General features: G+C 68.2%; 18 protein-coding genes and 1 pseudogene. 12 read left to right on the top strand and 7 right to left on the bottom strand.

Annotation, left to right across the window (positions count from 1 at the left end):
- Positions 1-77 precede the first annotated feature (77 nt).
- Positions 78-551, top strand: coding sequence for a MarR family winged helix-turn-helix transcriptional regulator (locus MSPGM_RS14515; protein ID WP_003599458.1), 474 nt, complete (start codon positions 78-80; stop codon positions 549-551).
- A 122-nt stretch (positions 552-673) separates the two neighbouring features.
- Here MSPGM_RS14515 and MSPGM_RS14510 read toward each other — a convergent pair whose 3' ends face one another.
- Both MSPGM_RS14510 and MSPGM_RS25360 read right to left on the bottom strand, forming a co-directional pair.
- Positions 674-862 carry a general stress protein gene (locus MSPGM_RS14510; protein WP_012254235.1) on the bottom strand — a complete coding sequence of 63 codons (189 nt, stop codon included), beginning with the start codon at positions 860-862 and terminating at the stop codon, positions 674-676.
- A 264-nt stretch (positions 863-1,126) separates the two neighbouring features.
- The gene (locus MSPGM_RS25360; RefSeq protein WP_158020957.1) at positions 1,127-1,273 is read right to left on the bottom strand and encodes a hypothetical protein; all 147 of its coding nucleotides are present in this window, start codon (positions 1,271-1,273) and stop codon (positions 1,127-1,129) included.
- A 183-nt stretch (positions 1,274-1,456) separates the two neighbouring features.
- Between MSPGM_RS25360 and MSPGM_RS14500 the strand changes: the two genes are divergently transcribed.
- Positions 1,457-1,906: a Crp/Fnr family transcriptional regulator gene (locus tag MSPGM_RS14500; protein WP_003599453.1), complete on the top strand. Its 450-nt coding sequence runs from the start codon at positions 1,457-1,459 to the stop codon at positions 1,904-1,906.
- Between the two features lie 45 nt (positions 1,907-1,951).
- On the opposite strand, the gene MSPGM_RS14495 is transcribed toward MSPGM_RS14500, so the two are convergent.
- Entirely contained in the window at positions 1,952-2,212 is a 261-nt protein-coding gene (locus MSPGM_RS14495; RefSeq protein WP_043707087.1) for a hypothetical protein, read from the bottom strand.
- 96 nt (positions 2,213-2,308) lie between these two features.
- On the bottom strand, positions 2,309-2,752 hold the full coding sequence (locus tag MSPGM_RS14490; RefSeq protein WP_003599450.1) for a VOC family protein: 444 nt from the start codon (positions 2,750-2,752) through the stop codon (positions 2,309-2,311).
- A gap of 186 nt (positions 2,753-2,938) precedes the next feature.
- Here MSPGM_RS14490 and MSPGM_RS14485 point away from each other — a divergent pair, with 186 nt between their 5' ends.
- The 5 genes from MSPGM_RS14485 (at position 2,939) to MSPGM_RS14465 (ending at position 8,342) form a co-directional block, all read left to right on the top strand.
- Positions 2,939-3,616 carry a L,D-transpeptidase gene (locus tag MSPGM_RS14485; RefSeq protein ID WP_003599448.1) on the top strand — a complete coding sequence of 226 codons (678 nt, stop codon included), beginning with the start codon at positions 2,939-2,941 and terminating at the stop codon, positions 3,614-3,616.
- A 234-nt stretch (positions 3,617-3,850) separates the two neighbouring features.
- Positions 3,851-4,003 (top strand): DUF3096 domain-containing protein, encoded by a 153-nt coding sequence (locus tag MSPGM_RS14480; protein ID WP_003599447.1) that lies wholly within the window; start codon positions 3,851-3,853, stop codon positions 4,001-4,003.
- Positions 4,004-4,220: 217 nt separating this feature from the next.
- Complete coding sequence (gene ppdK, locus MSPGM_RS14475) at positions 4,221-6,887, top strand: pyruvate, phosphate dikinase (RefSeq protein WP_261925686.1); 2,667 nt, start codon at positions 4,221-4,223, stop codon at positions 6,885-6,887.
- A 185-nt stretch (positions 6,888-7,072) separates the two neighbouring features.
- Positions 7,073-7,330 carry a hypothetical protein gene (locus MSPGM_RS14470; RefSeq protein ID WP_003599443.1) on the top strand — a complete coding sequence of 86 codons (258 nt, stop codon included), beginning with the start codon at positions 7,073-7,075 and terminating at the stop codon, positions 7,328-7,330.
- 106 nt (positions 7,331-7,436) lie between these two features.
- On the top strand, positions 7,437-8,342 hold the full coding sequence (locus tag MSPGM_RS14465) for a cell wall hydrolase (protein WP_003599441.1): 906 nt from the start codon (positions 7,437-7,439) through the stop codon (positions 8,340-8,342).
- A gap of 173 nt (positions 8,343-8,515) precedes the next feature.
- Here MSPGM_RS14465 and MSPGM_RS14460 read toward each other — a convergent pair whose 3' ends face one another.
- The 3 genes and pseudogenes from MSPGM_RS14460 to MSPGM_RS14450 form a co-directional block, all read right to left on the bottom strand.
- Positions 8,516-9,787 (bottom strand): hypothetical protein, encoded by a 1,272-nt coding sequence (locus MSPGM_RS14460; RefSeq protein ID WP_012753186.1) that lies wholly within the window; start codon positions 9,785-9,787, stop codon positions 8,516-8,518.
- Positions 9,784-11,415 (bottom strand): alpha-D-glucose phosphate-specific phosphoglucomutase, encoded by a 1,632-nt coding sequence (locus MSPGM_RS14455; RefSeq protein WP_012753185.1) that lies wholly within the window; start codon positions 11,413-11,415, stop codon positions 9,784-9,786. The genes MSPGM_RS14460 and MSPGM_RS14455 overlap by 4 nt, the downstream gene beginning before the upstream one ends.
- Positions 11,416-11,518: 103 nt before the next feature.
- A pseudogene (locus MSPGM_RS14450) lies at positions 11,519-12,198 on the bottom strand (MgtC/SapB family protein).
- A gap of 141 nt (positions 12,199-12,339) precedes the next feature.
- Here MSPGM_RS14450 and lgt point away from each other — a divergent pair.
- The 5 genes from lgt to MSPGM_RS14425 all read left to right on the top strand — a co-directional run bounded on the left by lgt (position 12,340) and on the right by MSPGM_RS14425 (position 17,452).
- Positions 12,340-13,230 carry a prolipoprotein diacylglyceryl transferase gene (gene lgt / locus MSPGM_RS14445; protein WP_003599431.1) on the top strand — a complete coding sequence of 297 codons (891 nt, stop codon included), beginning with the start codon at positions 12,340-12,342 and terminating at the stop codon, positions 13,228-13,230.
- Positions 13,231-13,232: 2 nt separating this feature from the next.
- Positions 13,233-14,318: a class I SAM-dependent methyltransferase gene (locus tag MSPGM_RS14440; protein WP_012753184.1), complete on the top strand. Its 1,086-nt coding sequence runs from the start codon at positions 13,233-13,235 to the stop codon at positions 14,316-14,318.
- A gap of 40 nt (positions 14,319-14,358) precedes the next feature.
- A complete protein-coding gene (gene pgeF, locus MSPGM_RS14435; protein ID WP_003605906.1) occupies positions 14,359-15,126 on the top strand; it encodes a peptidoglycan editing factor PgeF in 768 nt (255 codons plus the stop codon).
- Positions 15,127-15,522: 396 nt separating this feature from the next.
- Positions 15,523-16,395, top strand: coding sequence for an outer membrane protein (locus tag MSPGM_RS14430; RefSeq protein WP_003605905.1), 873 nt, complete (start codon positions 15,523-15,525; stop codon positions 16,393-16,395).
- A 328-nt stretch (positions 16,396-16,723) separates the two neighbouring features.
- A complete protein-coding gene (locus tag MSPGM_RS14425; protein ID WP_261925685.1) occupies positions 16,724-17,452 on the top strand; it encodes a DUF2076 domain-containing protein in 729 nt (242 codons plus the stop codon).
- Positions 17,453-17,459 lie beyond the last annotated feature (7 nt).

Here is a 17,459-nt window from a genome sequence, read left to right as displayed (position 1 = left end):
CGGCAGTCTACAGGTTGGGGGTGGGGCGCGCCACTCGGCTGTCGGGGGTGCATCCCTCTGCTACAAGCTGGACGGACATGTCCGAGCGTCAAGACAGCCCCGCATCGAACGCCGAACCCGTCGATCCGCTTCGGGTCTGGTTTCGCTTCATCCGTCTCAGCCGGCGGGTCACCGCCGCGGTCGCCACGGAGTTGCGGGAACTCGGCCTGTCAATCCCGCAATTCGACGTGTTGTCGACCTTGAGCGAGCGGGAGGGGCTGACGCAACAGGAACTGGCCGCCCGGCTCTACGTCACGAAGGGCAACGTCTCCGGCCTTATCGATCGTCTTGTCGAGGCCGGTCTCGTCGAGCGCCGTCCGATCCCTGGCGATCGCCGTTCCCATGCCCTTCACCTCACCGAGGCCGGCGCTGAGGTTGCTGATCGTGGGATCGCGGCGCAGGCTGACTATGTCGCACGCACCCTGGGCCAGCTCGACGAAACCGATCTTCGCGCGTTCGAGGATCTCGTCGTCAAATGGCGTGAATTGGCACGCGCAGACGCAGCATCTTGAGCGTCCGCAACCACTCAAAAAAACAGACGCCCTCAGCGCCTGTGGAATAGAAAGATAGTTCTTGTTTTGAGAAGGCTGGGCGGTCGGACGCGGACCCCGCGCCCGTCACCGCCTCAGCCGGGTTAAGCCTCGCCGGTGCGACCGGTCGATTGACCACCCTTGCGGCCGGCCGACGAGGCCAGTTCACGATCTTGCGAGAACGACCGCTTGTCCGCCGGGACGGAACGACCGCCCTTACTGGCGATCTCGCGCTGCCGTTCGATATTCATGGAAGCGAAACCTCGCTTCGAGGTGGAATTACCAGATGCCATCAGCGCCTCCTCAGGCTAACTCTTCACACCCCTCTCAACCATCATCCCACTCGATTGTTCCTTGGCTGTATCGACGGCCGGGTCCGGGGAAACCCCTTTTTCGTCCAGACGTTAGCTGGGCTCACGCCAGCAGCTCGCGCTGACTTGCGAGCGCGTTTCCACAGGCCATCCACAGCCGAGAGGAACCCGGATGACGAACCGATATATGGTAAAGCCTTCACTTGCAGCCAAGTCTGCTGCGGCTTCGGGAAGCAAGGGCGACCCTCAGCCGAACAGGACGCCGATGCCGGCCATGCCGGCGCCAGAGGACAGTCCGACACCGACGACGCATGAGGAGCCGGTGGATTCGCCGCAGCCCAATGCGAGCGTGAAGCGGGAGGCGCCGGGGCCAAGTGAGATCGGTCTTTCCACGAAACGCTGATCGGTGCATGCGGCATTATGATGCCGGTCGCAAGAGCGATGACGAGGTCGTGTCGGATCTCGTTTTCAGGGACTTCAGAAGGGCAAGCAAACCGCGGCTTTGACACGGTTCGCAGGTGCGTCTACCCGCGGCCCTTTCCGCCTGCCGCCCAGGGGGCGCATCGGAGTGAGTCCATGACCCTCGACACCGAGGTGATGTCCCTACGGCAGGTGCCGTTGTTCCGCGAGGTGGAGACGTCCCGCCTCAAGCTCCTCGCTTTCACCAGCGAGCGGGTCCATTTCGAGGCGGGACAGGCCTTCTTCGCGCGCGGTGAGGCGGCGGACGCGGCCTATCTCATCCTCGAAGGGTCGGCGGCGGTGTCCATCGACGGACCGTTCGGCCCCGTCCGTCTCGCCCTGCTCGGCCCCAACGCTCTCGTCGGCGAGATGGGCATTCTCGCCGATCAGCCGCGCTCGGCGACCGTCACGGCGGATATGGCGACGACAGCTTTGCGGATCGACCGCGACGTGTTCATCGAGTTGCTCGCGCAATTTCCGCAGATCAGCATCGCCGTCATGCGCGAACTCGCCCTGCGTCTGGAGCAGACCAATCAGCGGCTGGCCGAGCACGTCGGCAACGCCTGAGGCCATCGAAGACGTGAGCTTATCGCGACTGAGCGGCGTGGACGCTCAGCGATACTTCCAGCCCCATTGGCCGTAGATCGGATACCCCCGTCGGCGCGCCTCGTATTCAGCGCCCGGATCGTTCGGACGATAGCCGTTGCGATAGGCGTAGGGGCTCGGTTCGATGTAGTCGGGATTCTGGAGTTCCTGCCGCAGGTAGCCGTCGCCCTCGCCGGATGACCCGCCGCCGGGGCCGAAGGCCCAGGCCGGACTGGCCGAGAGGATCGACGCGGACAGGGCCAGCGTCGTGATCGTGAGGCGTCGCATCGCTCGCTCCATCGTCCCTCCTCCATCGTCCCTTGCCGCCCCTCACGACGGATCAACGATCGGCCGTCATCGCCGGTTGCGCCATCGATGCTGCATTCACGGCGTCGGATAGGTGATGAACTCCATGAGCGAGCCGTCCGGATCACGGAAGTAGACGCTCACGCCCTGCCCCGCCGCGCCGTTGCGCTCGACCGGACCGAGTTCGACCGCAACGCCGTGGGCCGCGAGATGCGCCATCGCGTCCTCGATCGAGCCTGACCAGCGGAAGCACAGGTCGCTGCCGCCGGGCATCACCGGCTCGCGCGCCCGCGGCGTGCCGATTTGACCGGGGCCATGCACGTTGAGCTGCACGCCGCCGAACCGAAAAACCACGCCTTGGCCGAACGGGATCACTTCGGCCCGCAGCACGTCCCGGTAGAAGGCCGTCGAGCGCTCCCAGTCGGAGACGTGGATGACGCAATGGTCGAGATGGATCGCCGGCGCGAGCGTCGTAACGTCGGTGCCCGTTTCCGCAACGAGTTCGGTCTCGGTCTCGGGCATCGTGCCCCTCCTCACGCGATCTTGCGCGGGAGATAACGCGGTCTGGGCCCGAGGCGAGACGAGCTCACGGCAACGTTCCTCCGCCGATGCGGCCTCGAAGTCACACCCGATCCGCTCAAGGGCGGGTAGTCATGGCGCATGATCTGTAACGCCAACCCGCCCCCACCGGCGGCGACAGGAGCCGCCATGGCAGCCCCCCGAACCGCCGATAGGACGGCGCGCAGCACCCGCCGGGTCGTGCTCGCCGCGCTCTGCCTCATTCCGCTGGCCGCCTGCCAATCCTCGAAGCCGGGCCCGATGGCCGGCGGCGACGACGATGCGGCCTGGTACATCGGCACGATGCCCGACAAGCCGTTCGACGTGCCGCTGGTCGACCGGTCGCGCATCGATCCGAAGTATCGCCGTCAGGAAGTGGCCTATAGCGGTCCCGAGGCGCCGGGCACGATCGTCGTCGATATCGACAAGCGTCATCTCGCCCTGGTGCAGGAGGGCGGCACGGCCCTCCAATACGGCGTCGGCGTCGGCAAGGCGGGCTTCTCCTGGAAGGGCGATGCCCGCATCGGCCGCAAGGGCGTCTGGCCGGATTGGAGCCCGACCACGACGATGGTCTCGCTCAATCCGGGCATCGAGCGCTCGCGCAAGGGCGGTATCGACAACCCGCTCGGCGCGCGCGCGCTCTACCTCTATCAAGGCAACCGCGACACGATGTTCCGCATCCACGGCACCAACGAACCATGGAGCATCGGCGAGCAGATGTCCTCGGGCTGCGTGCGCATGCTCAACGAGGACATCGTCGATCTCTTCGAGCGCGTCCCCGTCGGCGCCCGTGTGGTGGTGAAGCGCAGCAGCAAATATCGCGCCTGAGGACGCTCTCGCGTCGAAGAGCTGACGCGCATCCTGCCCGAGCCGGTCGGCCTCTTTGTGGGGCGCGGCCGCGTGCGGGATCAGAACGGCCGACGGTAAGCCGGGTGGCTCATCCGTGGCACCGGCCGGGGTGCGAACGGTCGCGGATCGCCCGTCGCGATCCCCGGTCAAGGAACTCGAACCGGGGCCGAAGCGTCTTTCCGGTGCGGTCAAGCTTGGCCGTGGAGTGTTCTCATGACCATCACCGTGTCGAACCTGCAGCCGATCATCGCGATCCTGGCGGGCATCCTCATCCTGATCGCACCGCGGCTCCTCAACTACATCGTGGCGGTCTACCTGATTGTCGTCGGGTTGATCGGCCTGGGTGTGCTGCGTCATTTTTCCTGAATCGAAGTGACTCCGACGCAGCGCGATACGCAGCGCTGGGCGCGCTTGCGCTGGGGCTCTGGCCTGTGACGCGCGTCGTTTCGTTCCTGACAGCGCCTGCACATCGTCACTCCCCGCCGCGGGGCGACGCGAAGCTAATCCTTGCACTGCGACATGAGATGCGCCACGCCCGCGTGAACGGCGCTAGGGTCGCCAAATCCGTCCAGCGGAGAGCCTTATGAAGAAATGGGTCTATTCCTTCGGTGACGGCAAGGCCGAAGGTGAGGCAGCGATGCGCAACCTCCTCGGCGGCAAGGGCGCGAACCTCGCCGAGATGTCCAATCTCGGCCTTCCGGTTCCCCCCGGCTTCACCATCACGACCGAGGTCTGCACCTACTATTACCAGCATGGCGAGACCTACCCGGCCGAGCTCACCGACGCGGTGAAGGAAGCCTTGGAGAAGGTCGGCACGCTGACCGGCCGCCGCTTCGGCAATGCGGAAAAGCCGCTGCTCGTCTCGGTCCGCTCCGGCGCGCGGGCCTCGATGCCGGGCATGATGGACACGGTGCTCAATCTCGGCCTCAACGACGCCACCGTCGAAGCCCTGGCCAAGGATGCCGACGACGAGCGCTTCGCCTACGATTCCTACCGCCGCTTCATCACGATGTACTCGAACGTCGTGCTCGGCGTGGAGCACCACGCCTTCGAGGAGGCGCTGGAGCACTACAAGGAGCAGAAGGGTCTCACCCTTGACACCGACCTGAAGGCCGACGACTGGAAGCACCTGATCGGCGTCTACAAGAAGATCGTCCGCGACGAGCACGGCTCCGAGTTCCCGCAAGGAGCGGAGGACCAGCTCTGGGGCGCGATCGGCGCCGTGTTCGATTCCTGGATGATCCCGCGGGCCAAGAAGTACCGCGAGCTGAACCAGATTCCCGAGAGCTGGGGCACGGCGGTCAACGTCCAGGCCATGGTGTTCGGCAATATGGGCGACACCTCGGCCACCGGCGTCGCCTTCACCCGCAACCCGTCGACCGGCGAGAGCGCGCTCTACGGCGAGTTCCTCATCAACGCCCAGGGCGAGGATGTGGTGGCGGGCATCCGCACCCCGCAGGACATCACCGAGAAGGCCCGCATCGAGGCCAAGTCCGACAAGCCGTCGATGGAAAAGGCGATGCCCGAGAGCTTCGCCGAGCTGACGCGGATCTACGGGATCCTCGAGAAGCACTACCGCGACATGCAGGACATGGAGTTCACCATCGAGCGGGGTAAGCTCTGGATGCTCCAGACCCGCAACGGCAAGCGCACCGCCAAGGCGGCCCTGCGTATCGCCGTCGAACTCGCGGGCGAGGGCCTGATTTCGAAGGAAGAGGCGATCAAGCGCATCGAGCCCGGCGCGCTCGATCAGCTCCTGCACCCGACCATCGACCCGGATGCCGAGCGGACGGTGATCGCCACCGGCCTGCCCGCCTCGCCGGGCGCGGCGGTCGGCGAGATCGTCTTCAACTCGGAGGAGGCGGAGGCCGCCAAGAAGGCCGAGCGCAAGTGTATCCTCGTGCGCATCGAGACCTCCCCGGAGGACATCCACGGCATGCACGCCGCCGAGGGCATTCTCACCACGCGCGGCGGCATGACCAGCCACGCGGCGGTGGTCGCCCGCGGCATGGGCAAGCCCTGCGTCTCGGGCGTCGGCTCGATCCGGATCGACTACAAAGCCAAGACCCTGACCGTCGGCGGCGTGACCTTGAAGGCGGGTGACGTCATCACCGTCGACGGCTCGACCGGCCAGGTGATCCAGGGCGAGGTCAAGATGCTCCAGCCGGAGCTGTCGGGCGACTTCGCCGCCCTGATGGAATGGGCAGATGCGGTGCGGACCATGAAGGTGCGCACCAACGCCGACACCCCGGCCGACGCCCGCGCCGCCCGCAAGTTCGGCGCGGAGGGGATCGGCCTGTGCCGGACCGAGCACATGTTCTTCGAGGGCGACCGGATCGTGGCGGTGCGCGAGATGATCCTCGCCGACGACACGGAAGGACGCCGCGCGGCACTCGCCAAGATCCTGCCCTACCAGCGCCAGGACTTCGTCGAGCTGTTCACGATCATGTCGGGCCTGCCCGTCACGATCCGCCTGCTCGACCCGCCGCTGCACGAGTTCCTGCCGCACACGGACGAGGAAATCCGTGAGGTGATGTCGGCCACCGGCATCAGCGAGGACAAGATCCGCAACCGCATCCGCGAACTCTCCGAGCACAACCCGATGCTCGGCTTCCGCGGCTGCCGCCTCGCCATCGCCTTCCCCGAAATCGCCGAGATGCAGGCCCGCGCGATCTTCGAGGCCGCGGTGCAGGCCGCCAAGGATACCGGCGCCCCGGTGACGTCGGAGGTGATGGTGCCGCTGGTGTTCACGCGGATGGAGTTCGACATCGTCAAGGCCCGCATCGACGCCATGGCCAAGGCCGTGACGGAGGAAACCGGCGCGACGCTCGAATATCAGGTCGGCACGATGATCGAGCTGCCACGCGCAGCGCTGATGGCCGGCGAGATCGCCGAGACGGCGGAGTTCTTCTCCTTCGGCACCAACGATCTCACCCAGACCGCGCTCGGCATCTCGCGCGACGACGCCGCGACCTTCCTCGGCCCCTACACCCAGAAGGGCATCCTTTCGGTCGATCCGTTTGTGTCGATCGATCAGGAGGGCGTGGGCGAACTGGTGAAGATCGGCGCGGAGCGCGGTCGCAAGACCCGCGAAGGGCTCAAACTCGGCATCTGCGGCGAGCACGGCGGTGATCCGGCCTCGATCGCCTTCTGCCAGGAGGTCGGGCTCGATTACGTCTCCTGCTCACCCTTCCGCGTGCCGATCGCCCGCCTCGCCGCGGCGCAGGCGGCCCTCGGCAAGGACGCCTGAGACGACGCATGACGACCCCGCGGGCATGACCCGCGGGGCCTTTCCGGGCGGTGGGGAAGCTTCGCAATAATTTTGCGGACAGCCCGCTGAACCCGTGTCGCGCGGGCACGTTACCTGCTAGCGGGAGTCCATAGCGCGGAGAGCGCCTCGGTCTTCCGGCCAGGGCACCCGCGGGACTTCAAGCTATGTCGCATCCCGACTCTCCCTCAGCCCTCCTCGATCATCGCGCCATCGTTCCCGGTCATCGGGCGATGCAGGCGGCCTATCTCTGGATCATCGCGACGTTGACCGCGGCGGCCGGTGTCACGGGGCTCGTCTACCTCGAGGCCGACCGTAACGGCCGTGACGCGGGCCGGATGATCGTCGCCGCCCAGAACGGTAGCAGTTACGCCGCGATCCTCGTCCACGGCATGGCCCAGCGTCACGGCCGTCCGACCCCTTAACCGTCCGGCAACCACGTTCGAGATTAAACTCTCCTCATGAGGAACGGTCGCCCCGGCTTGGTCTAAGCTGAGGCCTCCGGCCGCTCGTGAGTGTGGAGTATCGGCGGTGCGTACGAGGCGCGTTCGAGGCCTGGGGATCGGCCCCCGCTGGATCGTCTCGGCCGTGGTGCCGTGGATGCTGGCGAGCGGCCTGCTGGTTTCCTTCACCGCCACCGCGGGCACCGATGCCACGCTTCGGCCCGCCCAGCTCTCGGAGCGGGATGTCACGGCGACCGGCGCGCTCGTGGCGTCCACCGCCTGGAGCCCGGATGTCATCGATGCGGGTCTCGTGGCGCCCGGCGCCTCCCATGAATCCGAGCCCGGAGAAGACGGCATGCCCGCGCTCGCCGACTCGGATGGCGCCACCCCCGCCACGCCCCGCGCCGTCGCCCTGTCCTCGGTCACGCCCGCGCCTGCTGACGCAACCCCGATCGAGGTCGCGGCGGCGAACCTCGCCCTACCCGGCTTCTCGGCCCGTCTCGATCGCAGTCCTTCCGTCCTCGATCCGCAGATGACGGCGCCGGAGGCCAAGTCCCATTATGCCGACCTGATCGATCCGAATGCGATGGACCGCGAGCAGCGCTGCCTCGCCGAAGCCGTCTACTTCGAGGCGCGCAGCGAGCCCGAGGAGGGGCAGGCCGCCGTCGCGCAGGTCATTCTGAACCGTGTGAAGAGCGGGCTCTACCCGTCCTCGGTCTGCGGTGTCGTCTACCAGAACCGCCACCGCTTCATGGGGTGCCAGTTCTCCTTCGCCTGCGAGGGCAAGGCTTTGCGCATCACCGACGCCGAATCCTGGCGCAGCGCGACCCGCGTCGCCAGCGCGGTCATCGACGGCCGCACCTATGTCAGCGAGGTCGGTGGCGCGACCCACTATCACGCCGATTACGTCCGCCCCGGCTGGTCGCGCCGGCTCAAGCGCAAGGACATGATCGGCCGGCACATTTTTTATCAGCTGAAGCCGAACCAGACCTGATGGTGTCTCAAAACGTCATCCCATCGACGACCTCATCCTGAGGTGCCGCGTGAGCGGCCTCGAAGGGTGTTCCAGAGGTCGCGCGAATGCTGGAGGATCCTTCGAGGCTCCGCTTCGCTCTGCACCTCAGGATGAGGGATGGATTGGAAAGAGGTGATCAGGCCAAGATTGGCTCACCGCCCCTGCCTCAGATAGTTGGCGCCGCCGATTACCAGCAGCTTGTCCGAACCCCGGTCGGGCGCGAACAGGCTCAGCGCTTCGGTACCTCCTGCCTCATCGGCAAGTGTCAGCCGGTAACCCGAAACCGTGTAGCGGCCGCTGCGCACCGGCCGTCGGCTGTGGCCTGCCACGACGGTGCCGCCGTCCATCGAGCCGCCGGTCGAGGAGAAGCCGACGCCGCCTTCGCGGGTGAAGCGGCCGTCCGGCGTCAGGGCAAGCGAGTGCGTGCCGCCGACCGAGCCCATCGCGCCGCTCGATCCGAACGTGTGGCTCCACGTGCCGTCGAAGCGGTACCCGTCGGCGAAGGGCGGCACCGCGACGTAGGTGTCGCCGCCGATGGTCAGTCCCTCCTTGGTGCGGGAAAACGCTTCGCCGGAGCGCGTGACGCGCCCGAACCCGTCCTCCACCTCGACCCGCTCGATGCGGTTGGCCGAGAACCAGCCGCCCTTCAGCGCGTAGGTGCCGCAGGTGGCGGGCTCGGCCCGGCAATGGGCCGCCATGTCGCCGTCGCGCGGAAGCTCCGTGGTGTAGAGGCCGCCCTTGTCGAACAGCAGCGTGTCTTGGTCGGCAGTGAAGTCCATCCCGCCGAAGGCGTTGGGGCGGAGCTGCGTCTTGGTGCGCGTGTAGAGCCCGTCGAGGCCGCCATCCCCCCGGACGGGTGCCAGAACGAGGCCGCGGTCGTCCTTGGCCGGACGGTAGGAGCCTACCAGCGCCTCGAACCCCTCGCGGATTGGGTTCTGCTGCTCGCGTTCGAGCTGGAGGGTGAGGAGCATCAGAAAATGCTCGCTCGTCCGGGTGGCGATCCCGATATGCCAGGCCGCCATGCGCAGGCCGTCGGTCGTGCGGCAGCAGCGCTGCTCGACGCGGATGCGGTGCCCGTCGAGGGTTTCGCCGGCCTTCGCCGTGAGCGGCTTCTCGCCGGGCGGGATCTGCTTGAGGCTGCGGACGAAGGCGCTGAACGTCTCGTCGAACCGGCCCGAGGCCGGCTTCGGCTTGGCGATGATCAGGAGCGCGGCGCCCTTGCGCCCGCGCGGCGTGGTCGTCTCGAAGAGGCGCTCGAACACGAGGCCGTCGCCGGCCTCCCGGCGTGTCCATCCCTCGAACATGACGGGCAGCTCGAAGCGGGACGACCCGAGTGTCACCTCGGCGGCGCGGGCGGGGAGCCCTGCCGCGAACAGCAGGGCGAGGCCGAGCCCCGCCCCGCCTGCGCGGCCGCGTCGTGTCACGTCACGACGCTCGGCTCCGCGCGGCCGGTGATCGCCTCGATATCAGCCAGTTCCCGCGCCACCGCGACGACGGGTCCGAGCACATCGGCCACCGGCAGCTCAAGCCGGTCGGGGGCGGCTTCGTAACGCTCGATATAGACGCGCAGGGTCGCCCCGGCGGTGCCGGTGCCCGAGAGGCGATAGACGATGCGCGCATCCTCCGCGAAGGTGACGCGCACGCCCTGCGCCTCCGTCACCGAGCCATCGACCAGATCGACGTAGCGGAAATCGTCCGCCGCCTTCACGGTGAGGCCGCCGATCCGGGTGCCCGGCAGCGAGCCGATCTTGGCGCGAAGCCCGTCCATCAGCCGGTTGGCGGCGCCGGAATCGATCTCTTCGTAGTCGTGGCGGGTGTAGTAGTCGCGGCCGAACTCGGCCCAGTGCGCCCGCACCAACTCCTGCGCCGGCTTACCGGTCGCGGCCAGGATGTTGAGCCAGAGCAGCACCGCCCACAGCCCGTCCTTCTCGCGCACATGGTTCGAGCCGGTGCCGGCGCTCTCCTCGCCGCAGAGCGTGATGCGGCCGGCATCCAGCAGGTTGCCGAAGAACTTCCAGCCGGTCGGCGTCTCGAACGCCTCGATCTTGAGCGCGGCGGCAACGCGGTCCACGGCGCGGCTCGTCGGCATCGAGCGGGCGACGCCCGCGAGCCCCGCGGCATAGCCCGGTGCGCGGTGGGCGTGGGCGGCGAGGATGGCGAGGCTGTCGCTCGGCGTCACGAACAGGCCGGGTGCCACGATCATGTTGCGATCGCCGTCACCGTCGGAGGCCGCCCCAAAATCCGGCGCGTCGGGCCCGTGCATCAGCTCGAACAGCTCGTGGGCGTGGACCGGGTTCGGATCAGGGTGGTGCCCGCCGAAATCGGGCTTGGGCTCACCATTGACGACCGTGCCGGGCGCCGCGCCCAGCGCCCCTTCCAGGATCGCCTTGGCGTAGGGGCCGGTCACCGCCGAGAGCGCGTCGAAGCGCATCCGGAAGCCCGAGGCGAACATCTTCGACAGAGCCTCGAAGTCGAACAGCGTGCGCATCAACTCGGCGTAGTCGGCGACCGGGTCGATCACCTCCACCGTCATTCCGTCGATCTCGCTGGTGCCGATCCGGCCCAGGTCGAGATCGGGCGCGTCGGAGATGCGGTAGTCGCCGATCGCCTTGGTGCGCGCGAAGATCGCTTCGGTGACGCTCTCCGGCGCCGGGCCGCCGTTGCTGCCGTTGAACTTGATGCCGAAATCGCCCTCCGGCCCGCCGGGATTGTGGCTCGCCGAGAGCACGATGCCGCCGACCGCGCCGTGCTTGCGGATGACGCAGGAGGCGGCCGGGGTCGAGAGCAGGCCGTTCTGACCCACCAGCACCCGCCCGAAGCCGTTGGCGGCGGCGATCTTCAGGGCGATCTGGACGACCTGTTCGTTGAAGAAGCGCCCATCGCCGCCGATCACCAGGGTCGCGCCCTTCCGGTCGGGGATGCAGTCGATGATCGCCTGGACGAAGTTCTGGACGTAGTGCGGCTGCCGGAAGACGGGCACCTTCTTGCGTAGGCCCGAGGTGCCGGGCTTCTGGTCCGGATAGGGGCTGGTAGGAACCCGCTTCGACGCCATGGTTCGCTCGATTCTCGTGGAAGACACACTGCGCACGTCGTAGCGCGGTTTGCCGGTTCGTATAGGGTTGCGGTGCCGATTTAGGTATCGTCGGACGCGGCGATCAGCGGTCGGAGCCGAGGCGGACCTTTACCACGGCCGGATTTTCCCGCAGGCGCTCGGCGATGGCCGCGACGCTCGTCTGCGAGAGCCGGACGAAGGCGATCGTCACCTCCTCCAGCCCCTCCTCCGCGCCGGGGCGCACCACGAACTGGCGCACCCGCGAGGCCCGCTCGCCGGTGGCGTCCTGCAGCGTGTCGATCGAGAGGCTGCCGGCCTTCACGGTGAGTTGGAGCGTGTGGGTGCGCATCCGGTCGCGCCAACTCTCCTCGATCGGCTTCACGCCGGCGAGGATGCCGACGACGAGGATCGTCGCCGCGATGCCCGCCACGTAGAGGCCCCGCCGACCGCGAGGCCGATCGCCGCCACCGCCCACAGGCTCGCGGCGGTGGTGAGCCCCTTCACCACCTCGCCGCGCAGGAGGATCGTGCCCGCACCGAGGAAACCGATGCCGGAGACGACCTGCGCGGCGATGCGCGAGGGGTCGAGGGTCACGTTCTTCTGTCCGAGCACGTCGGAGAAGCCGAAGGCCGAGACGATCATGAACAGGCAGGCGCCGACGCAGACCAGCATGTGCGTGCGCAGGCCCGCGGCCCAGAGCAGCCGCTCCCGCTCGAAGCCGATCACGCTGCCCATGGCGCCTGCGAGCACGAGGCGCGCCACCATCTCTGCGTTGCCGAGCATCGCTCCTCCCGATTCAGGCGTGCTACGGAGATTGCGCCCGGTGCTCTTGTCACGCAACGCGAGCCCCCGCCTTGACGCCTCGCCGGGCGCGGGTCCAATGCGGCGCGCATTCCAGAACCGTCAGCCGCTCGTGGGCCGTCGATGCCGCCGCTTCTCGCCCTCCCCTTCCCGGCCATCGATCCGGTCGCGGTCTCGATCGGACCGGTCGAGATCAAGTGGTACGCCCTGTCCTACATCGCGGGGCTCGTCGGCGGCTGGTTCTATGCGCGCCGGCTGGTCGCGGCGGATTCGCTCTGGGGCGTGGTCAAGCGCCCGACGCTCGCCGACATCGACGACCTGATCGTCTGGGTCGCGCTCGGCGTCGTGCTCGGCGGGCGGATCGGCTACGTGTTGTTCTACAACCTGCCGCTCTATCTCGATCATCCGATGGAGATCCTGGCGATCCGCAACGGCGGCATGTCGTTCCACGGTGGGTTCCTCGGGGCGATCCTGGCGCTGCTGCTCTTCGCGCGGTCACGCGGCCTCAACGGCTACACCATGCTCGACATCGCCGCGGTGGTGGTGCCGGTGGGCCTGTTCTTCGGGCGCATCGCCAACTTCGTGAACGGCGAGCTATGGGGTCGCGCCGCACCGGACTTCCCCTACGCCGTCGTCTTCCCCACCGGGGGCGACGTGCCGCGCTACCCGAGCCAGCTCTTCGAGGCCGCCACGGAAGGCTTGCTGCTGTTCGTCGTCATGGCGCTCGCCGTGCGCCGCTTCGGCTTCCGCAAACCGGGGCTGCTCGGCGGCATCTTCGTCCTCGGCTACGCGCTGGCGCGGACCTCCTGTGAGTTCTTCCGCGAGCCGGACCGGCAGCTCGGCTTCCTGTTCGGGCAGGACGTCAATGCCCTCGGCGGCGGCGTGACCATGGGGATGCTGCTCTGCGTGCCGATGGCGCTGGTCGGGCTCGTCTACATCGTCCTCGCTGCCCGCGGGGTGACACGACCCCGGAAGACGGGGCCGGAGATCCAGGCCGAAGCGGGACAGATCTGAGCGTGAGCCCCGAGGCGACGCCGCTGCTGGCGATCCTGGCGCGGGAGATCCGCGCGAGCGGGCCGCTCGGCCTCGACCGTTACATGGCGCTCTGCCTCGGGCATCCGCTTCACGGCTACTACGCCACGCGCGATCCCTTCGGCCGGGGCGGCGATTTCGTCACCGCGCCGGAGATCAGCCAGATGTTCGGCGAGCTGGTCGGCGCCTGGGCCGCGGCGGTGCTGGCGATGATGCCGGCGACGGGCGTGCGTCCCTGCCTCGTCGAACTCGGGCCCGGCCGCGGCACGCTGATGGCCGACGCGCTGCGGGCCCTGCGCGCGGCCGGCACCGACTTCGAGCTGCACCTCGTCGAGACCAGCCCGGTGTTGCGCGGGCTCCAGGCGGAACGGCTCGCCGACGCGGCGCCGATCTTCCACGACTCGGTGGCGAGCCTGCCGGACGCGCCGCTCCTCATCATCGCCAACGAGTTCTTCGACGCCCTTCCCGCCCGTCAGTTCGTCCGGACCGAGCTTGGTTGGTGCGAACGCCGCGTCGGCCTCACGCCGGAGGGCGACGCCCTGGCCTTCGGTCTCGACCCGGAGCCCGATCCGCGTCTCACCGCGGAAGCGCCGGCGGGCGCGGTGCTGACCCTGCCGAGCCAGGGGCTCGCCGTGATGCGCGATCTCGCCCGCCGTCTCGTCGCGCGGGGCGGCGCCCTCCTTGCGATCGATTACGGACACGACCGGCCCGGCTTCGGCGACACGTTCCAGGCGGTGGCCGGCCACCGCTTTGCCGACCCGCTCGCCCGGCCCGGCGAGGCCGACCTGACGCTGCACGTCGATTTCGGCGCGCTGGCCCGCGCAGCGGCCGCGGAAGGCGCCGCCCTGCACGGCCCCGTGACGCAGCGCGATTTCCTGCTGGGGCTTGGCCTCGCGATGCGCGCCGAGCGGCTAAAGGCGCGCGCGACGCCGGATCAGGCGCTGGCGATCGACGCCGCCGTCCTTCGCCTGACCGATCCGGACCCGCGCGGCATGGGCGCCCTGTTCAAGGTGCTCTGCGCCAGCCACCCCGCGCTTGGACCGCTTCCGGCGCTCCCGCCCCCGTCCTGAGCGCTTCTACCTAAGCCCTCCTGAAAGAGCCTGCGAGACCATGTTCATCGAAGCGCCCGAGCTCAGCTCGCACTCTTACATCCGGCACGCCTTCTTCACCCGGCAGGGCGGCGTCTCGGAAGGGCTCTACGCCTCGTTGAACGGGGGGATCGGCTCGAACGACGATCCTGCACGGGTCGCCGAGAACCGGGCGCGGATGTGCGCGCAACTCGGGCTCCCGCGCGAGAACCTCGTCAGCCTTTACCAAGTGCATTCGGCCGAGGTCGTGACCGTCGAAGCGCCCTTCCCCCTGGCCGAGCGTCCGAAGGCCGACGCCATGGTCACAAGAGTACCGGGCCTCGCGCTCGGCATCGCCACGGCCGATTGCGGTCCGATCCTGTTCGCCGATCCGGAGAATCGCGTCGTCGGCGCGGCCCATGCCGGCTGGAAGGGCGCGCTCGGCGGCGTCGTCGAGGCGACGGTCGCAGCCATGGAAGCGCTCGGTGCCGAACGCCGGAGCATCGTCGCCGTCCTGGGCCCGACGATCGCGCAGGCCTCCTACGAGGTCGGCCTGGACTTCATGGAGCGCTTCCGGGCCGAGGTGCCCGATTGCGAGAGGTTCTTCGAGGAAGGGCGGCCGGGCCACGCGCAGTTCGATCTGCCGGGCTTCATTCTCGAGCGATTGGCCAAGGCCGGGATCGGCGAGGCGACCACGCTCGGCTTGTGCACCTATGCCGATCCCGAGCGGTTCTACAGTTTCCGTCGCACCACGCACCGTAACGAACCAGATTACGGGCGCCTCATCTCGGCGATCGCCTTGACGCCATGAGGGTTTTCCTCGGGATCTCACAAAAGTCGTTGCATCCGTGCAACGCTGGTTGTGCAGGTGTCTACGTTCGGGCTTTTGTGCGCGGAAGCACTCGCATCCCGCACTGCATCCATCGTAAGCCTCTTCCCGTCGCGGAACGCCGTGGTTGCATCCCTGCGACAATCTGTCCGGAAGCGTAGCCAAAAAAAGCTCGGCCGTATGTGAACCTTGGCCGTTCGGCAGCGTTTCCCGAATGGAACGACGGCGGACGAAGACCACCGCCACAAAGGGGCCGCCTTCGAGACGGTCGGCGTGGTCAAGCCGCAACAGCATCTTCCGAGATGCTGGCATAGATACGGGGCACCGTGCCGCCTCGCTTCTTCGGAAGCATCGGTACAGTCAGAGAGGACCAGAGTAATGAAATCCTTCCTTCGCGCCGGCACGGCCATCGCCGGCATCGCCTTCGCCGGTTCGGCGCTCGCCGCCGACCTCCCGCGCCGCGCGGCTCCGCCGCCGGTGTTCCAGCCGGTGCCGGTGTTCACCTGGACGGGCTTCTACGCCGGTTTCAACGCCGGTTACGGCTTCGGCACCCAGGATGACCGCGTCCCGACCGTGATCGGCGTCGGCCCGGCCTCCCTGCTCGTGCCCCCGGGCACCACCGCCGTGGTCGCCTTCAGCAACCGTGAGTCCAACGAAGGCTTCGTCGGCGGCGGTCAGATCGGCTACAACTACCAGTTCACCCCGGGCTCCGGTGTCGTGATCGGTGTCGAGGCCGACGCCCAGTACGCCGATTTCGGCCGTGACCGGAACCGCTTCCTCTCGACCAGCCCGCTGGCCGCTCAGCAGGTGTTCAACCCGGGCGGTCTGTCCGGCCTCGACTTCTTCGGCACCGTCCGCGGTCGCCTCGGCTACGCCTTCGATCGCACCCTCGTGTACGGCACCGGCGGCTTCGCCTACGGCTCCGGCGGCGGTCGTGAGTTCGGCACCGGCGTGTCGAGCAACGACTTCCAGACCGGCTGGGCCGCCGGTGGTGGTATCGAGTACGCTCTCCCGACCGACTCGTTCCTGAACTTCTTCAAGTCGTCGGCCGTGACGCTGAAGGTCGAAGGTCTGTACGTGAACCTCGATCGCGGCACCGGCGGCCGTGGCGCCTTCGCGACCGACAACCAGGGCCGCACGGTCTCCATCGGCAGCCCGGGCACCGTGCTCGTCAGCGGTGGCCAGCAGGTCCGCGACACCGAGTTCGCCGTCGTCCGCGCCGGCCTGAACTACAAGTTCGGCTCGTACTAGTATCCGGATCTCCGGCGGTCCCTCACCGGACCGCCGGACCTCCCCCAGAAGAGCCCGGCTCCGCGCCGGGCTTTTTTTATGGCCGTTCGGCGCACCGTTGCGGATGCCGGTCGGCCGTTCGCGCGCGGGTAATCGACGCGAGACCCCTGACAAAAGCTCGGCTGGTCCCCATCTCCTAGAGCGCATTCGGACGAAGTGGTCACCGGTTCGTCGAACGAATGCGCGTCGAAACGAAGACCTAGAGACGACGGCCTGATGCGATCAGGTCGGATACGGCTCTAGCCGCCGCGCGGTCACGATGCCGTCGGCGCCTCAGGGAGACGGCTCCATGAACAGCGAAGAACGCGACATCATCAACGGCATCTTCCAGCGGCTCGAACAGGCGTCCGGACAGGCCCGCGACGCCGATGCGGAGCGCTTCATCGCCGAGAAGCTTCGCAACCAGCCCTACGCGCCCTACGCCATGGCGCAGCTCATCTACGTGCAGGAAGAGGCGATCAAGAGCCTCAACCAGCAGCTCGAACAGGCCCGCGAGCAGGCTCAGTCCCAGCCGGCCGGCGGCGGTGGGTTCCTGTCGAGCATCTTCGGCGGCGGACAGCGTTCCGAGCCGCAGCGTCCCGGCGGGCAGGCTTGGGGCCAGCAGGGCGGCTACAGCCAGCAAGGCGGGTATGGTGGTCCGCAGGGCGGCCCGCAGCAGGGCTATGGTGGCGCTCCGCAGGGTGGACCCTGGGGCGGCCAGCCTCAGCAGCCCGCACGCGGCGGCGGCTTCCTGGCGACCGCCCTTCCGATGGCGGCGGGCGCAGCGGGCGGCATGCTGCTCGGCAGCGCGCTCTCCAATGCCTTTGCCGGCGGCCACTCTCAGCTCGGCAGCGCCTCGGCGGCGGGCTTGACCGGCGGTGAGACGAGCGGCGGCATGTTCGGTGGCGGCGGCGATCAGGATCTCGGGTCGGCGCTCGGCGGTAGCGACGGCGGCTTCCAAGACGCCTCGTTCGGCGGCGGTGGCGGCGATGATTTCGGCGGCGACCTCGGCGATGGCGGCGACGACGACTGGGCCTGATCTCGCC

It is taken from the genome of Methylorubrum sp. GM97 (genome assembly GCF_024347855.1).
GTDB classification, from domain to species: domain Bacteria; phylum Pseudomonadota; class Alphaproteobacteria; order Rhizobiales; family Beijerinckiaceae; genus Methylobacterium; species Methylobacterium extorquens.
The sequence above is the reverse complement of the archived record's forward strand: the minus strand, read 5'-3'. Positions and strand labels throughout refer to the sequence as shown.

Excerpts from the sequence above, each read along its gene's own strand:
- MSPGM_RS14515 (WP_003599458.1), top strand. The coding sequence starts at position 78 with ATGTCCGAGCGTCAAGACAGCCCCGCATCGAACGCCGAACCCGTCGAT.
- MSPGM_RS14510 (WP_012254235.1), bottom strand. The coding sequence starts at position 862 with ATGGCATCTGGTAATTCCACCTCGAAGCGAGGTTTCGCTTCCATGAAT.
- MSPGM_RS14500 (WP_003599453.1), top strand. The coding sequence starts at position 1,457 with ATGACCCTCGACACCGAGGTGATGTCCCTACGGCAGGTGCCGTTGTTC.
- MSPGM_RS14495 (WP_043707087.1), bottom strand. The coding sequence starts at position 2,212 with ATGCGACGCCTCACGATCACGACGCTGGCCCTGTCCGCGTCGATCCTC.
- MSPGM_RS14490 (WP_003599450.1), bottom strand. The coding sequence starts at position 2,752 with ATGCCCGAGACCGAGACCGAACTCGTTGCGGAAACGGGCACCGACGTT.
- MSPGM_RS14485 (WP_003599448.1), top strand. The coding sequence starts at position 2,939 with ATGGCAGCCCCCCGAACCGCCGATAGGACGGCGCGCAGCACCCGCCGG.
- MSPGM_RS14480 (WP_003599447.1), top strand. The coding sequence starts at position 3,851 with ATGACCATCACCGTGTCGAACCTGCAGCCGATCATCGCGATCCTGGCG.
- ppdK (WP_261925686.1), top strand. The coding sequence starts at position 4,221 with ATGAAGAAATGGGTCTATTCCTTCGGTGACGGCAAGGCCGAAGGTGAG.
- MSPGM_RS14470 (WP_003599443.1), top strand. The coding sequence starts at position 7,073 with ATGTCGCATCCCGACTCTCCCTCAGCCCTCCTCGATCATCGCGCCATC.
- MSPGM_RS14455 (WP_012753185.1), bottom strand. The coding sequence starts at position 11,415 with ATGGCGTCGAAGCGGGTTCCTACCAGCCCCTATCCGGACCAGAAGCCC.
- lgt (WP_003599431.1), top strand. The coding sequence starts at position 12,340 with ATGCCGCCGCTTCTCGCCCTCCCCTTCCCGGCCATCGATCCGGTCGCG.
- pgeF (WP_003605906.1), top strand. The coding sequence starts at position 14,359 with ATGTTCATCGAAGCGCCCGAGCTCAGCTCGCACTCTTACATCCGGCAC.
- MSPGM_RS14430 (WP_003605905.1), top strand. The coding sequence starts at position 15,523 with ATGAAATCCTTCCTTCGCGCCGGCACGGCCATCGCCGGCATCGCCTTC.
- MSPGM_RS14425 (WP_261925685.1), top strand. The coding sequence starts at position 16,724 with ATGAACAGCGAAGAACGCGACATCATCAACGGCATCTTCCAGCGGCTC.